This window comes from Aquabacterium sp., assembly GCF_049317225.1.
Taxonomy (GTDB): domain Bacteria; phylum Pseudomonadota; class Gammaproteobacteria; order Burkholderiales; family Burkholderiaceae_C; genus Aquabacterium.
The window spans coordinates 19,367-35,045 of record NZ_JBMOIR010000002.1; the positions used below are offsets into that span (position 1 = coordinate 19,367).

Annotated in this window: 15 protein-coding genes; 9 read left to right on the top strand and 6 right to left on the bottom strand. The window is 61.5% G+C overall.

Annotated features, from left to right (window positions below; genetic code table 11):
• Positions 1-48 precede the first annotated feature (48 nt).
• The 3 genes from ACOYNB_RS02090 to ACOYNB_RS02100 all read right to left on the bottom strand — a co-directional run bounded on the left by ACOYNB_RS02090 (position 49) and on the right by ACOYNB_RS02100 (position 5,510).
• Positions 49-2,328, bottom strand: a complete 2,280-nt coding sequence (locus tag ACOYNB_RS02090) for a TonB-dependent receptor (RefSeq protein WP_422837468.1) — start codon at positions 2,326-2,328, stop codon at positions 49-51.
• A gap of 144 nt (positions 2,329-2,472) precedes the next feature.
• Entirely contained in the window at positions 2,473-3,444 is a 972-nt protein-coding gene (locus ACOYNB_RS02095; protein ID WP_422837469.1) for a TerC family protein, read from the bottom strand.
• Between the two features lie 422 nt (positions 3,445-3,866).
• Positions 3,867-5,510: a M48 family metalloprotease gene (locus ACOYNB_RS02100; protein WP_422837470.1), complete on the bottom strand. Its 1,644-nt coding sequence runs from the start codon at positions 5,508-5,510 to the stop codon at positions 3,867-3,869.
• Between the two features lie 129 nt (positions 5,511-5,639).
• On the opposite strand from ACOYNB_RS02100, the gene moaC reads away from it, so the two are divergent.
• Positions 5,640-6,119 (top strand): cyclic pyranopterin monophosphate synthase MoaC, encoded by a 480-nt coding sequence (moaC, locus tag ACOYNB_RS02105; protein ID WP_422837471.1) that lies wholly within the window; start codon positions 5,640-5,642, stop codon positions 6,117-6,119.
• Between the two features lie 31 nt (positions 6,120-6,150).
• Here the strand turns inward: moaC and ACOYNB_RS02110 are convergent, their stop codons facing one another.
• Positions 6,151-7,965, bottom strand: a complete 1,815-nt coding sequence (locus ACOYNB_RS02110) for a Wzy polymerase domain-containing protein (protein ID WP_422837472.1) — start codon at positions 7,963-7,965, stop codon at positions 6,151-6,153.
• Positions 7,966-8,248: 283 nt separating this feature from the next.
• Between ACOYNB_RS02110 and hpf the strand changes: the two genes are divergently transcribed.
• The 3 genes from hpf (at position 8,249) to hprK (ending at position 10,369) form a co-directional block, all read left to right on the top strand.
• Positions 8,249-8,599, top strand: a complete 351-nt coding sequence (gene hpf, locus ACOYNB_RS02115) for a ribosome hibernation-promoting factor, HPF/YfiA family (protein WP_374256683.1) — start codon at positions 8,249-8,251, stop codon at positions 8,597-8,599.
• A 275-nt stretch (positions 8,600-8,874) separates the two neighbouring features.
• Positions 8,875-9,345 carry a PTS sugar transporter subunit IIA gene (locus ACOYNB_RS02120; protein WP_422837473.1) on the top strand — a complete coding sequence of 157 codons (471 nt, stop codon included), beginning with the start codon at positions 8,875-8,877 and terminating at the stop codon, positions 9,343-9,345.
• A gap of 55 nt (positions 9,346-9,400) precedes the next feature.
• A complete protein-coding gene (hprK, locus tag ACOYNB_RS02125; RefSeq protein ID WP_374256680.1) occupies positions 9,401-10,369 on the top strand; it encodes an HPr(Ser) kinase/phosphatase in 969 nt (322 codons plus the stop codon).
• A gap of 14 nt (positions 10,370-10,383) precedes the next feature.
• Here hprK and fur read toward each other — a convergent pair whose 3' ends face one another.
• Positions 10,384-10,857, bottom strand: a complete 474-nt coding sequence (gene fur, locus ACOYNB_RS02130; RefSeq protein WP_422837474.1) for a ferric iron uptake transcriptional regulator — start codon at positions 10,855-10,857, stop codon at positions 10,384-10,386.
• Positions 10,858-10,995: 138 nt separating this feature from the next.
• Between fur and ACOYNB_RS02135 the strand changes: the two genes are divergently transcribed.
• The 5 genes from ACOYNB_RS02135 to ACOYNB_RS02155 all read left to right on the top strand — a co-directional run bounded on the left by ACOYNB_RS02135 (position 10,996) and on the right by ACOYNB_RS02155 (position 15,180).
• On the top strand, positions 10,996-11,538 hold the full coding sequence (locus tag ACOYNB_RS02135) for an outer membrane protein assembly factor BamE (protein ID WP_422837475.1): 543 nt from the start codon (positions 10,996-10,998) through the stop codon (positions 11,536-11,538).
• 56 nt (positions 11,539-11,594) lie between these two features.
• A complete protein-coding gene (gene dapB / locus ACOYNB_RS02140) occupies positions 11,595-12,416 on the top strand; it encodes a 4-hydroxy-tetrahydrodipicolinate reductase (protein WP_422837476.1) in 822 nt (273 codons plus the stop codon).
• 36 nt (positions 12,417-12,452) lie between these two features.
• The gene (locus ACOYNB_RS02145) at positions 12,453-13,106 is read left to right on the top strand and encodes a MotA/TolQ/ExbB proton channel family protein (RefSeq protein WP_422837477.1); all 654 of its coding nucleotides are present in this window, start codon (positions 12,453-12,455) and stop codon (positions 13,104-13,106) included.
• Positions 13,107-13,130: 24 nt separating this feature from the next.
• Positions 13,131-13,574 (top strand): ExbD/TolR family protein, encoded by a 444-nt coding sequence (locus tag ACOYNB_RS02150; protein WP_422837478.1) that lies wholly within the window; start codon positions 13,131-13,133, stop codon positions 13,572-13,574.
• A 109-nt stretch (positions 13,575-13,683) separates the two neighbouring features.
• Entirely contained in the window at positions 13,684-15,180 is a 1,497-nt protein-coding gene (locus ACOYNB_RS02155; RefSeq protein WP_422837479.1) for an AMP nucleosidase, read from the top strand.
• 116 nt (positions 15,181-15,296) lie between these two features.
• Here ACOYNB_RS02155 and ACOYNB_RS02160 read toward each other — a convergent pair whose 3' ends face one another.
• Positions 15,297-15,608, bottom strand: coding sequence for a HigA family addiction module antitoxin (locus ACOYNB_RS02160; protein ID WP_422837480.1), 312 nt, complete (start codon positions 15,606-15,608; stop codon positions 15,297-15,299).
• Positions 15,609-15,679 lie beyond the last annotated feature (71 nt).

The following is a 15,679-nucleotide window of genomic DNA, read 5'->3' on the forward strand; positions in this document are numbered from 1 at the left end:
GACGAGCAGGTGGCGTCCCATGGGACACGCCACCTGAAGAATGCGCCGTTAGAACTTGGCGTTGAGGGTCACTTGCACCAGACGGCCTGTGCCCGGCACATAGTGGCCGCGGTAGACCTGATCACCGTACAGCTTGTTGCCGACGTTGGTGATGTTGGCCTTCACCGTGTAGGTCGGGCTGAAAGTGTATTCGCCCATCAGGTCCACGGTGGCATAGCCTGGCGCGTAGTAGAAGCCGTTGGCAGGGTTCGGGATGTCTGCCGGGGCAATCTTGCTGCGGAAGTTCAGGCCCATGCCTGCGCGCAACTTCGGCAGGATGCGGTAGGTGTTCCACACGGTGCCACTGTGACGCGGCGTCAAGCCAGGGCGGTCACCGGCACGGTTGCCGCCGGTCAGGCCGGGCACCGCACGGTCCACACGAGCTTCTGGAATCCAGGTGTACGAGGCGTAGATTTCCCACGCATCCGTGATCTGGCCAGTGACGTCCATGTCGATGCCCGCTGCGTGACGCTTGCCGGACAGCAGCAGTTGTGTGGCCGAGCTGTCCGGATCGGTGTTGCGCTCGTTGTTCTTGGTGGCGCGGAACAGTGCAAAGCGCGTGGTCACGCGACCATCTTCCGAGTCCAGCTTGGCACCCAGTTCGATGTTCTCGCTCGATTCAGGCGGCGTGTTGGAGCTCAGTACGCTGTACGAGTAAGTGTCGCCCGAGGTGTTGAACGAGGTGCCATACGAAGCATGGAACGAGTGCAGCGCATTGGGTTGATACAGCACGCCCACACGCTTGCTCCAGGCGTGGATGTTCTGTTTGTAGTTTGCACTCTGAACACCGGTCGCCAGGTTGTAGGTGGTGTAGTCGCCTTCCATGTAGTCGTAGCGCAAGCCACCCAGCACTTTCCAGTGGTCGGCCACTTGCACCAGGTCTTGCAGGTAGGTGCCGGCGCCCGTCGCGGTGAACTCGTTGTTCAGGCCCAGCACGCGTGAGCTTTCATTGACCCATGCGCCATCGTTCGGGGTGCCTGCGGTGGTGGTGGGCTTGGTGATCGTGATGCCGCCTTGGGCTGCATTCTTCGCGGCATAGACCGAGCGACGTTCTCGGGAGAAATCAATCCCGGCGGCGATGTCGTTCTTGATGCCAAAGAACTTGTGCTTGCCGGTGTAGTCGGTTTGTGCCTGCAGCAGTTCCATGTTCTGGATCTTCAGTTGCGATCCTGGGCGAGTGAAGACCGTGGCGTCGCTGAAATTGTCGAGCGCTGACCCGGAGGTCAAACGGATGGTGCTGGCATGCAAATCGCGCTTGTATTCACCACGACGAACCGCCGTCTTCAACTCCGATCCGCCGCCCAGCTTGACCTGATTGGTGTAGGTCAGCGTGTCGCCTTGACTGGAGTTGTAGTCGCTGCGCATGCCGTAGTAGTTCGCCGGATCCAGACTCGAGATCACAGTCTGCGTGCCCTGTGTGGCCGACGAGGTGGGCTTCATCCAGGGCAGGCCGTAGTTGATGCCATTGTCGTTGTCGATGTGCTGGTAGCTCAGTTGCTGCTCAACAGCCTTGCCGATGCCCCAGCGGTAGGCCAGGGCCAGGCCTTCTTTGTCAATGCTGGAGCCGGCGCCGTTGTTGTCAGCCTTGGTCTTCATGGCATTGATGCGCAGGGCGGCGTCTTCCCCCGTCTGGATGTTGAAGTCACCCGTGGCACGGAGGTAAGCGTGGTTGCCTGCGGTGACGTTGACCTCGTTGGCATTTTGCAGATACGGGGCCTTGGTGACCTGGTTGACGGCGCCGCCTGTGGAGCCACGACCGAACAGCATGGAGGCCGAACCGCGCAGCAGCTCCAGTCGGTCCAGATTGAAGGTGTCGCGGTCGTAGATGGCTGGATCGCGCACGCCGTCCAGGAAGATGTCGCCCGTGGTTTGCAGAGAGAAACCGCGCAGGCGGATGTCTTCTTCGCCACCTTCTGCGGCCTGGAAGCTGATGCCGGACGTGTTGTGCAGCACTTCCTTGACGGTGTCGAGATGGCGGTCGCTGATCAGCTTTTCGGTGACCACGGTCACCGACTGGGGAATGTCGCGCAAAGCCTGTTTGCCCTTGCCGATGGTGGTGGTCACGGCTTGGTAAGTCGATTTGGCCTCGGGCTTGCGGTCGGCTTGAGCCTTGACGGAAATGGTGGGCAGCGTCTGGGCTTCACCATTGCCGGCGTCGGCGGCAGTTTGGGCCAGAACGGCACCGCTCAGCAAGCTCAGGCCCACGCCCGCAGCGAGGGCACCCAGCGGCAAGGGGGTGGAACGGACGGTGTCAGTCGCGGTGCGACCCGGCACGGCAGAAATGGTCATGGGTTCGATCCAGGTAATGTGGTGAATGCGGTTGTTGATGCAAATGATAGCGATTCTCAACAACATTGCCAAGTCACCCTGCCGCCATGAGGCACATCCGCCACGTTGTGGCGGATGTGAAGGGCAGATCAACCCAGGCGCGCTTCAGCGCTCGACCGTCTTGCTGCCCCCAATGGCTGGCGCGGTTTTGACGCTCCATACCATCGTGACGGCCAGGATGCCGATCACCACCCCGAGCGACACCAGGACAGGGATCTTGTAGAGGTCGATCAGCATCATCTTGGCGCCAATGAAGACCAGGATCACCGCAAGTCCATAACTCAGCAGGTGGAATTTCGCGGCCATGGCGGCCAACATGAAGTACATGGCGCGCAAGCCCAGGATGGCAAAAATATTGGACGTCAGCACGATGAAGGGATCGGCGGTGATCGCGTAAATGGCCGGGATCGAGTCCACGGCAAAGATCACGTCGGTGAAGCCCACCAGGGCCACCACCAGCAGCAGGGGTGTGGCGATGCGCACCCCCTTGTGCTGGGTCCAGAAGTGTTCGCCATCAAAGTGAGGGCTCACGGGCATCAGCTTGCGCAGGAGTTTCAGGGCGGGGTTGCTTTCCAGATCGGGTTCCTGATCGGCGGCCCACCACATCTTGATGCCCGTCAGGGCCAGGAAGGCACCGAACACATACAGGATCCAGTGGAACTGGCTGATGAGCCATCCACCCACCAGAATCATCACGGTGCGCAACACGATGGCGCCAATGATGCCGATCATCAGCACGCGCTTCTGGTAGGCCGCAGGCACCGAGAAGTAGGTGAAGATCATCAGGAAGACAAAAATGTTGTCCACCGCCAGTGACTTCTCGATGAGGTAGCCTGTCAGGAATTCCAGCGCTTTGGTCTGCCCGACCTCAGGGCCGTGGGCCTCGGAAAAGCCCCACCACAGCAAGCCGTTGTAGGCCAGACTCAGTGCCACCCAGATGGCAGACCAGCGGATGGCTTCGGGTACGCTGACCTCGTGGGCGCCTTGTTTTTTGAGGACGACGAAGTCCACCACCAAGGCCAGCACCACGAAGACGACGAAGACCAGCCAGAGCCAGGTTGGGGCTTGAGAGAACATGCGATGCTCCTTTCGGCACGGACATGGGCCGCCCACGCTGGGCAGCGCAACATGCTGCGCCGAAAGGTCTTGCAGACAGGCTGGATCGCCTGCCGTGCACCCCGGATGAGCGACGCTGGACGCGCCCCTCAACGTGCTGACGAGGTGTCACCCGAGCTCATGGCACGGTGCTACTCCCCCTTCGGTTCAAAACATCATAGCCAGATCGGCAAAACCTTGCATTGCCGGGTGCCCTGAACCGAAAAGCAATCGCGAAAAAAAACCGCCGAGGGTCTGATCCCTCGGCGGCGAACATCAAGATGGAGCCCCACACCCCATCTACACCATGGCTCTGGTGTCCCCTGTCAGCGCGTTGCGCCGAGCCATGGAAAGCATCATATTGCGAATGATTCTTGTTTGCAAATGTCGAGTTGCCACCAGGGTCATTGCGCAGCCTCGTCGCGCATGTCCTCGCGTTGCTGGCGCTGCCAGGCCTTGAGTCGCGCATCCATCACGCTCAACTCGATCACATCGGTCGCATCGGGCTGTCGGAAGCGACGCACGGCTCCTTGAATGCGGTCAATGGCGCCCGGCAGGTCGCCCAGAGCTGCCACGGCTTCGGCTTCCGCTCGGATGGCCCGGAGGGGTTGATTCAGGTGTTGCCAGAGTTCTGACAAGAGCGCCCATGCACTGGCGTCGCCAGGGTGATCGCTCACGTGGGTCTGAAGACGGTAGGCCGCGTCCTGCCACATGTCGGGTGCGGCATGCTGCGCCAGAGCCACGCGCGCGCGCAGCAGCAAATCCGGTCGAGGAGACAAAGGCTCACTGATGCGAGGGGCTTCAGACAGTTTGGACAGTGTCCTGGCAGCTTCGGTCGCTTGGCCTGCGTCCAGAAGCATGTCGACTTGGCTGTAGGCCACCACACGCTCGACGACCCCTTGTTGTGCTGGCGGAAGCAGTTTGGCGCTGAGGCGTGCTTGATTCAGCGTTTGCTGCGCCCGCACGAGATCACGGGTTCGCTGCTGCGCAACGGCAGCGGTGTACAAGGTACTGACCGCTTGCAGGCTGGATGCATGCTTGGCCGGAACGGCTGTGGCCTGTGTGTGCAGCGCGTCGCTGCGGGTGTCGGTCAAAACCCGTGCACGCGCGGCCATCAAGGCATGCCATGCTGCAAGCGATGAGTCGGATGCTGGCCCATTGCTCAGGGCCTGATGCCAGCCTTGGATGCCCAGGCGTGCCTGGGCCTCGCCGATGCGCTCGGTGGTCAAAGGGTGCGTGCGCAGGTACGGGAAGCTGCCATCGTCGTTCAGGCGAGAGGCTTGTTCCAGGTGGCTGAACATGAGCGCCATGCCGGCAGGCTCAAATCCCGCATCGGACAGCACCCCAAAACCGACGCGGTCGGCCTCGCGCTCCATGTCTCTTGAAAAATTGAGCTGGCCTTGAATGGCCACGGCTTGCCCGCCGTAGATCATGGCTTGTGCCGCAGCCGGGTTGCGGCTGGCGGCCAGGATGCCCAAAACCATCGAAGCCAAGCTCACCCAGGACTGGCGAGCCTGCTGCCCCATCATGCGCGCAATGTGGCGTTGGGTCACGTGCGACAACTCGTGAGCCAGCACCGATGCCAGTTCATCCTGACTGGTGGTCATGGCCAGCAAGCCCAGATGCACACCGATGTAGCCGCCAGGCAAGGCAAAGGCGTTGACGGTCTTGTCGCGCACCAGAAACGGCTCCCAGGCATGGCTGGCATCCAGGTCGGCGCCGATCTCGCCACGCTGTCGGGCCGCCTTGAGCAAGTGCTCCCAGATCTCTTCGACGTAGCTCAGGATCAGCGGATCATCGATCACGTCCGGATCTCGCCGGATGCTGCGCATGATGCGGTCCCCCAGTCGACGCTCGGCCATGGGCGAGAGGTCTTGTCCCACCGAATCTCCCAGCGCGGGCAAGGCGACTGCGTTGGAGGCGCCGGAAGCGCGAGCGTCTTGGGCCTGCGCAGGCACCCCGCAGGCCAGCGGCCAGCACGCGACGGCCAAGGTCAGCGCGAGGGAGCGTGGCACCCGGGCTGGGCGCAGGCGGGGCCAAAAGGCCATGCTTCGAAAGGACGATGCCATGTATGCCATCAGGATGATCAGACTGCGCAGTATGCTGCGAAGCCAGAATGCTCGGATCGCAGTGCTTGCCCCGAGTTCTTGTTTTCGCGTTTCTTTACATCTTCAGCCATGAGCGAACTCACCCATTTTGACCAGCAGGGCCACGCCCACATGGTTGATGTTTCCAGCAAGCAAGCGACTGTGCGTGTGGCGGTGGCGCAGGGGCGCATCGTCATGCAGCCCGCCACATTCGCCTTGGTGAAAGAGGGCAAGGCGGGCAAGGGAGATGTGCTGGGCGTGGCGCGCATTGCGGCCATCCAGGGCGCCAAGCGCACCGCGGATCTGATTCCGCTGTGTCATCCGTTGGCGCTGTCACGCGTGGCCGTCGAGTTCGAGTTGGACGAGCCTGGGTGTGCGGTGGTGTGCCGTGTCACGGTGCAGACCGTGGGGGTGACCGGTGTGGAAATGGAGGCCCTGACGGCCGTGCAGGTCGGGCTGCTGACCATTTACGACATGTGCAAGGCGGCCGACAAGGGCATGGTCATCACCGACGTCGCCCTGCTGGAAAAACAGGGTGGCAAGTCGGGGCACTGGGTGCGCAGTGCCTGAGGGCGGAAGACGGGGCTCGCAGCCCCTTGGCTCACTGGGGCAACAGTTCGCGCCAGGTGTAGGCCTTCTCCGGGGGCGCGCATTGGAAGGGCTGCGCCTCATCCCCGTCTTCTTGGGGGGCTTTGCACTCATCCAGGAAACGGGTGCCCAGCGAGTTCTTGAACTCTTTCATGCGGGCCACCACAAAGCGCGCCTTGTCCACTTCGCCGCTTTCGGCCAATGAGCGTGCATACGCGATCATGAGGCGTACATCCAGCAGGTTGTGCAGCGTGCGTCGGAAATCCTGTGGGGGTTTGGCGGGCTCGTCATCATCACCGATGGTGACGTCAGCGTAGTCCGCTTGATAGCCCCACCACGGCATGCCTTGGCCGAAGGCAATGCGCTTGTCCAGCGCGCCAGCGCCAGGGCGTGGGGCATAGATGTTGGCCGCTGCTTGGTAGTCCGCAGCGCACCAGACGGCGGCGGTGGCCATGATGATGCCGCACGCCAACAGCGGGCTGGGCGAGTTACCTTGCGAGGGGGGGGGCGGTTCGGCCGGGACGCTTGCACCTGCAGCCGCCTGAACCGACAGACCCAACCCCCACGCAAAAGCCGTCGGCAGCAAGAAGTAGCTGTACCAAAGGGGGTACTCCAGCAGGCTGTGCAAGCCGGCCATGGCGACCATCGAGCAGGCCGCGCCAATGGTGGAGCGATGCTCGGACGGTTGGCCTTCGGCATCGTTCTGCAGCAGGCCACGCGCCAGGGCCACAAAGCCCCAGCCACACAGCAAGCACAGCAGCAAGGCCGCAGGCAAGCCCAGTTCGACGGCCCATTGAAGCACCACGTTATGGGTGTGGTCAAAGAAGGCCACCGGGCGTGTCGGGAAGGGGGTCAGGGTCCAGGCAACATTGAATTCGCCGTAGCCGACGCCTGTCCAGGGCTGCTGTCGAATCATGTCTAGCACGTTGGCCCAGATCGCGAAGCGGGACGACGAAATATCGCTGCCGTCATGCAGGCGGGCTTCAGCGGCAAAGGCCACCGACTTGTCTGAGTGGGCCCAGAGCCACATGCCGCCCCAGAACAGGCCATAAATCACCGGGGCACCAATGAGCGTCCAGCGAACGAGGCGTGGCATGCGCTTGTCAAACAGGCCCCACAAGGTCAGGAACACCATGCCGACCATGCCGGTGCGTGACGCAGTCAGCACCACAACGCCAATGAAGGCGGCGATCAAGGCGGCAGACAGCCAGCCGTCCAGCCGCCTGCGAGCCCCCAGCCAGCCCGCACCGCAGGCGGCAAACACCATCATGGTGCTGAAGTGATTGGGCTGCCGCAGGTTGCCGACCGCCCGGCCGACCATGGTGGGCGCGGCCACCAGGATGCCATCGGCCCAGCCAGGGTGAAACACCTGGATCATGGCCAGCACCATGCCAATGGCGCCGGCGGTTGCCAGCGCGCCGAAAAACACCTCGGCCACGGTCTCGGCGTTGGCGTGCTGGCCATGCCGCCAGCCCGCTTCCAGCGCCACGATGCCGGCCAGACTCATGCCGCATCCCATCATGCCCAGTCCGCCGGGCAAATGCCCCATGGTGCTGGACCACGCTGCGGCGGCACCGATGATGCCCAGCGCGGCCTGCAAGGCTCGCAGCGGTCGTGCGGCAGACACCCACCGGGCCGGGTTGGCCAGGCGTGATGCATAAGCAATGAACACCCCCCAGCCCAGCACCGCCAGCGCCTGGTTGTAGAAGGTCACAGACGGTGGGTCATGGGGTGCGATCAGGGAGGGGGCCGTGACCGCCAACAGGGCCATGGCCCACAGTTCGGGAGACGGAATGGCCGCCGGGGCCGCGGGACGCAGGTTACTCATGACCGCTATTGTCATCTGGCTTTGTCGGGAGCCGGCCTGCCTGCCACAGCTTTGGTGGGGTCAGTCTCTGCTGAAAACGTTTGTTTGACCTGACACAACGGTTGAGGCGATGTCGGCGCAACTGGTTTCTAAATCCAGACAAACACCAATGTCACGCCCTTGTCATCCGATGCGGACAGGGGCACACTGAATTCCCCGAGTCGCAAATTTGGGTGCTGTCAAAAAGCAGTTCCAAGTCAGGTTCGGGGTGTTTGCAACGTTTCTGCTCTCGAAAGGAGGCAGTATGAATTTGACGATCAGTGGCCACCATCTCGAAGTTACCCCTGCTCTGCGTGAGTACGTGCTGACGAAGCTCGATCGGGTAACCCGCCATTTCGATCAGGTTGTGGATGTCAACGTCATCCTGTCCGTTGAAAAGCAAAAGGAAAAGGACCGCCGCCAGAAGGCTGAAGTCACTCTGCACGTCAAGGGTAAGGACATCTTTGTCGAGACCTCGCACGAAGACCTTTACGCCGCCATTGATCAACTGATGGACAAGCTGGATCGCCAGGTTGTCAAGCACAAGGATCGCGTTCAGGAGCACCATCACGAATCGCTGAAGCGTCACGACTCAGGTTGGGACGCAGTTCAATAAGCACGCGCTGTTGCTTCAAGCTTCGCTCAGCGTGCTTGGTGAAAGCCTGATTGCGGGACGCCAGCGCAGGTCTACGCCAAGTTAACGGCCCTTCGGGGCCGTTTTTCATGCTTGAATCAGACTGGCTTGCTGCGGTGCAGCAGGCAGTGCAAAATCACCGAAATCAGGTGACAAGACATGTGCCGCATCGACTCAGCTTGTCACTATAATCCGCCCTTCATCCGTCCCGGGAAGCATGGGTCAAGGCTTCCGCCGTCGCCTCTGCTTGTAACAAGATGAATCGACTTTCAGCCATTCTTCCCGCCAGCCAGGTTCTGGTGGATGTGGACGCCACCAGCAAGAAGCGCGTCTTCGAAGCCGCTGGGTTGCTCTTCGAAAATCAACACGCCATCGCGCGCGCCACCGTGACGGACAACCTGTTCGCTCGCGAGCGTCTCGGCTCGACCGGCCTAGGGCATGGTGTGGCCATTCCGCACGGGCGCATCAAGGGTTTGAAAAATCCTTTGGCGGCCGTGATTCGCCTGAGTCAGTCCATCCCGTTTGATGCGCCGGACGATGAGCCTGTCAACTTGCTGATCTTCTTGTTGGTGCCTGAAGCGGCCACCCAGCGTCACTTGGAGATTCTGTCCGAGATCGCCGAACTGCTGTCCGACCGTGAGTTGCGCGAAAAGCTTCGTACAGAAGGTGACGCAGCACACGTTCATGGCTTGATTGAGCGCTGGCAGCCGCTGAAATCGGTGGCCTGATTCCCCGGCGTCCGAGGTTTGCGGCATCATGGTCGTCTGAGTTTTTTGCACCAGCATGCCCAGCCTCAAAGACCTAGCCATCATCAGCGCCGAGGCGCTCTTCGAAGCCAACCGCTCAGCCCTGCGCTGGGAGTGGATCGCCGGTCACGCGCATCCCGAGCGTCGCTTTGACGAAGAGGCGGTGCAGACCGCCCAGTCCGCAGCCGACCTGGTGGGGTATCTCAACTACATCCATCCCTATCGCGTTCAGATCGTGGGGCGGCGTGAGACGGCTTACTTTGCCAACTCGTCGCCTGAAGACCAAGAACGCCGCATTCAGCGCATCGTGACACTGGAGCCTCCGGTGGTCGTGGTGGCCGATGCACAGGCGCCCTCCGACAAGCTGATTGCCATGTGCGGGCGAGCCGGCATCCCCCTGTTCGTGACGCAGGAATCGGCCGGCCACGTGATCGACGTGCTGCGGGGCTACCTGACGCAGCATTTCGCCGAGCGCATGACGCGGCATGGCGTGTTCATGGACATCCTGGGTTTGGGCGTGTTGCTGACCGGTGAGTCGGGCTTGGGCAAGAGCGAACTCGGCCTGGAATTGATTTCACGCGGGCATGGCTTGGTAGCCGACGATGCGGTGGATCTGTATCGGGTGTCTCGCACGGCCATCGAAGGGCGTTGCCCCGAGTTGCTGCGCAACTTGCTGGAAGTGCGCGGCATTGGCCTGTTGGACATCAAGGCCATCTTTGGTGAAACCGCTGTGCGGCGCAAGATGCGCCTCAAGCTGATCGTGCACCTGGTCCGCAAGGAAACCATGGAGCGCGAGTTCGAGCGCCTGCCCTACGAGCCCTTGTACGAAGAAGTGATGGGCGTGCCCATTCGCAAGGCGGTGATCGCCGTGGATGCGGGCCGCAACTTGGCGGTGCTGGTCGAAGCGGCGGTGCGCAACACCGTCTTGCAATTGCGCGGGATCGACACCTATAAAGAGTTCATCGAGCGGCATCAGCGCGCGATGGAGCGGGGCGACCTCGGTTGATCGCCCCGGCGCGATCAGGCGCTGTGCGAGTGGCCGTGACCGTGATGGTGGTGCCCACCCAGGCCGGCCTTGGACTGGCATTCCGGGTTGTTGCAGACCACGTACAGTGACAGGGCGTGGTCCTGCAGGCGGTAGCCGCGCTCTTCAGCGATTTGTTGTTGGCGGCGCTCGATTTCCGGATCGTAGAATTCTTCGACGCGGCCACAACTGACACACACCAGGTGGTCATGGTGCTTGCCTTCATCCAACTCGAACACGGCCTTGCCGGCTTCGAAATGGTTGCGCGACAACAAACCAGCTTGTTCAAACTGCATCAGCACGCGGTAGACCGTCGCCAGGCCAATGTCGGAGCCCTCGTTGAGCAGAACCTTATAGACCTCTTCGGCCGTCATGTGGCGCTGGCTGGCGCGCTGAAAGACTTCCAGGATCTTGATGCGGGGCAGGGTGGCCTTCAGCCCGCTGCTCTTGAGTTCTTCTGCTTGATTCATGGTCTGCTCCGTATGCGGCACAACCTTGATCGGCCCCCGCTAGAATGCCCAATGATATCGATATGCCCGTAACCTGAGAAACTCTCGGGTCATGTCGAGCCTGGTTGCGACGTTTCTCTGACTCAAACGAGCTAATTCATGACGCTGACTTCGATTTGCCGAGCCTTTGCGGTGCTGGTGCCTGCCGTGCTGCTGACAGCCTGTGGCAGTGACTCGGCCTGGCGTAAGCCCGAAACCCTGTTTGGCGCGCTGGAGCCTTATCGCATTGACGTCGTCCAGGGTAACGTGGTGACGCAAGAGGTCATGGCACAGATTCAGCCCGGTCTGGGGCGCATGCAGGTGCGCGAGATCCTGGGGACCCCTCTGCTGATGGATCCCTTTCACGCCGATCGCTGGGACTATGCCTTCACCATTCGTCGTCAAGGCGTGCCGGATCAGAAGCGCCGCGTCACCATCTTCTTCAAAAATGATGTGGTGGATCGCTTCGACACCGAGCCACTTCCCTCCGAGCGCGAGTTTGTGGCGTCGATCGACAAGCCTGTAGAAGGCAAAGAGGCGCCCAAGGACATGACGCCTGAGCAGATTGCGGCCTTGCCACGCCCACCGAAGGTGGATGTGGTGCGCAAAGCGCCTCAAGGTGCCGTGCGCAACTACCCACCGCTGGACAGCGGTTCGCGCTGAAGTTTGACTGGCGCAGTGTCCAGCCCCCTAATTCCTGATTCCTACCGAGTTTCCTCATGAGTTCTTCTGCCAGCACTTCGCACGCCATTGCCATCGTGGGCTCTTCCGGTCGGATGGGCCGCATGCTGATTGAGGCGGTTCAGAATGCCCCAGATGCTCATCTGGCAGGTGCCTTGGACTTGGCAGCCAGTCCAGCTTTGGGCATGGATGCGTCGGCTTTCCTGGGTGTCAACAGTGGTGTGAGCATCACGTCGGATCTGCGCACCGGTTTCAAGGATGCGCAGTACATGATTGACTTCACGCGTCCCGAAGGCACGATGGAACACCTGCGCGTGTGCCGTGAGCTGGGCGTGAAGATGGTGATCGGCACCACCGGTTTCACCGACGAGCAAAAGGCCGAGATCGAAGACGCTGCGCGTGACATCGCCATCGTCATGGCACCCAACATGGCAGTGGGCGTGAATGTGGTCTTCAAGCTGCTGGCGCAGGCCGCCAAGGCTCTGAAGGAAGGCTACGACATCGAGATCATCGAAGCGCACCACCGTCACAAGGTGGATGCCCCCAGCGGCACCGCGCTCAAGATGGGCGAAGTGGTGGCCGAGGCCGTGGGACGCGATCTCAAGGAATGTGCTGTGTATGGCCGCGAAGGCGTAACCGGAGAGCGTGATCCGTCCACCATCGGCTTTGCCACCATCCGTGGCGGCGACGTGGTGGGGGACCACACCGTCCTGTTTGCGGGCATTGGTGAGCGCATCGAGATCACGCACAAATCATCCAGCCGCGCCACCTATGCACAGGGCAGCCTGCGTGCGGTGCGTTTCCTGGCCAACCAGCCGCACGGTCTGTTCGGCATGGACGACGTGCTGGGCCTGAAGTAATCCGATCAAGGCTGAGACACAAGGGAGCACAACACCATGGGTGGTCTGGCGCAGTACTGGGAGCAAGGTGATGCCATTGGGCGCGCGGTGGCAATTTTGCTGCTGCTGATGTCCATCGGGGCGTGGGTGGTGATCTTGTGGAAGGGCTGGATGCTGACACGCGCACGGCGCGATCTGACGCGTGGCGCACAAGCTTTCTGGCGAGCCAATTCCATGGACGCTGCGCAGCAGGCACTGGCTCAGCAAGATCGTGAAGCCGTGCTCCTGCCTTTGGTTGAAGCCGTGACCACGCCGGCCGAGGTCGGTACGCTGGAGGCCGAGGCACAACTGGAGGCGCAACTGACGCGTCGCCTGCGGGACAGCCTGCATGACGTGCTGGCTCGACTGCAGGCGGGGCAGGTGTTGTTGGCGTCTGTGGGCGCTGTGTCTCCTTTCGTGGGGCTGTTTGGCACCGTCTGGGGCATCTATCACGCGATGATGGGCATCAGCACCGAGGCCTCTGTGAGCCTGGACAAGGTGGCCGGCCCGGTGGGTGAGGCCCTGATCATGACGGCGGCGGGTTTGGCGGTCGCCATTCCGGCCGTGCTGGCGTACAACATCTTTGGCAAGATCGTGTCGTCCTGCGAGGCTGACCTGGAAGGCTTTGCGCACGACCTGCGTGAAACCTTGCTGGCGCGTCAGGCGCGCTGACCTTCCTTCAACGGACACAGCATCATGGCATTTGGCCGGCTTGAGCGACCCCAGGGCAGTCAGCCCATGAGCGACATCAACATGACGCCGTTGATCGACGTCATGCTGGTGCTGTTGATCATTTTCATGATCACGGCACCGATGATGACGTCCAAGCTGAAGCTGGATTTGCCCAATGCCGAAACGCCGCCTCCGAGTCAGCCGGTGCCTGTGGTGATGAATGTGGGCTTGAATGCCGACGGCAAACTGTATCTGGACGATGTGATCATCACACAAGAGGCACTGGCCAAGCGCGCGACCGAGCAGGCGCGTGTCAAGCCGGACACCGAGGTGCAACTGCGCGCCGATCAGGCCGTTTCATACGGCCGTGTGGCCGAGTTGATCGGGATTTTGCAAACCGCCGGACTCAACCGGGTGGCGTTCGTGACCGAAGGTGCTGCGGGCGTCAGCGCCGCATCATCTCGCTAACCTGTCGGCTGATTGCGACAGCGCGGGCGCGCATCTGCCGCTCGCGCCGGGATGTCATGCAGTCGCGCGCACAATGGTTCTCATCTTGACTCGTGTTCAGGAGGGAATCATGGCAGTGCCCAAGTTCAGCACTCAGAGGTTTGACAAGGCCGATCAGGCATTGGCTTACGTCATCGAGGTGTATGAAGCCCAGGTGAATTACCTGCGTGATTGCCTCAAGCGATTTGTCGCGGGAGAGAGTTTCCGGCACCCGGTGCGTGGCAAGTACCCCTTCGTTCGCATTCACACCGACACTGTAGCCCGCGCTGATTCCAGGCTGTCGTACGGCTTTGTGGCAGGTCCCGGGACCTATGAGACCACGCTGACGCGCCCAGACCTGTATGCCGACTACTACCGAGAGCAGTTCGAGTTGCTGCTCGAAAACCACGGCGTGTCTCTGGAGGTGGGCTTGGGCACAGCGCCCATCCCCATTCATTTCGCATTGAGCGAGCATCAGCATCTGGAAGGCAGCCTGCCACCCGAGCGCCGCGTGTTGCTGAGTGACTTGTTCGACCTGCCTGACCTGGGGGCCATGGACGATGGCATTGCCAACGGTACCTACGAGAGCCGAGGTGGGGCGCGACCATTGGCCTTGTTCACAGCGCCGCGCGTGGACTACTCCTTGCACCGGCTGAAGCACTACACCGGGACCTCTCCTGCACATTTCCAGAACTTCGTTCTGTTCACGAACTATCAGTTTTACATCGACGAGTTTGTGCGCATGGGGCATGAGTTGATGCGGCGCGCGCCGGATCCTGCACACCCGCGCGATGACGATGATTGCATCGCTTTTGTCGAACCGGGCAATGTTGTCACCCGGCGTGTCGGGCAGTCGGTTGAAGCCGAGGATGCCTTGGGTGCGGTGCCGCCGCGTCTGCCTCAAATGCCGGCTTATCACCTGATTCGCAGGGACCGCAGCGGCATCACCATGGTCAACATCGGGGTGGGGCCGGCCAATGCCAAGACCATCACCGACCACATTGCCGTGCTGCGGCCGCATGCGTGGATCATGTTGGGCCACTGTGCAGGGCTGCGCAACTCACAGCAACTGGGTGACTACGTGCTGGCGCATGGCTATGTGCGTGAGGACCATGTGCTGGACGAGGATCTGCCGCTGTGGGTGCCGATTCCGGCCTTGGCCGAAATTCAGCTGGCGCTGGAGGGGGCTGTGGCCGACGTGACCCAACTGCACGGCTACGAGCTCAAGCGCATCATGCGCACGGGGACGGTGGCCTCGACCGACAACCGCAACTGGGAGTTGTTGCCGCAGCGCGAGCCCGAGCGGCGCTTCAGTCAGAGCCGAGCCGTGGCGCTGGACATGGAAAGCGCGACCATCGCAGCCAATGGCTTCCGCTTTCGCGTGCCCTATGGCACCTTGCTGTGTGTGAGCGACAAGCCGCTGCATGGTGAGTTGAAGCTGCCCGGCATGGCCAACCAGTTTTACCGAGAGCGGGTGGACCAGCATCTGCGCATTGGGCTGCGGGCCATTGAGCGCTTGCGCGCCGACATGTCGGGGCAGTTGCACAGCCGCAAGTTGCGTAGCTTTGCGGAAGTCGCGTTCCAGTAGCAGCGAGAGGGCCGCCCCGAGCAGGCAAAAAAAACCCGATGCAGGGCATCGGGTTAATCCTTCGTTGCCAGCAAGTTGATCAGGCTTGCCAAGCGGTGGGCTCTGAGGCCCGAAAATCAGGCCGCAGCGCGGTTGTCGCTGAAGGTCTGAATGGGGTTCACTTCGCGGCAGATCTGCTCGCCAGCCAGGTCTTCTGCGACACGCAGGTCGTAGGCGGTTTGCAGGTCCATCCAGTATTGAGGGGTGGTGCCAAAGAAACGGGCCAAGCGCAGAGCCGAGTCAGGGCTGATGCCACGACGCTCACGCACGATGTCGTTCACGCGAGGCGCGGGGACATGCAGGCGAATGGCCAAGCCGCTGGCCGACAGGCCATTGGGTTCCATGAACTTGGCGCGCAGAATGGATCCAGGGTGTACTGCTTGGGTCATGTTTTCTAAGGGTTTTTCCAGATATGGTCTCGATCCTATGGGAAGAATCCCTAATAGATTGTCAAATGTTA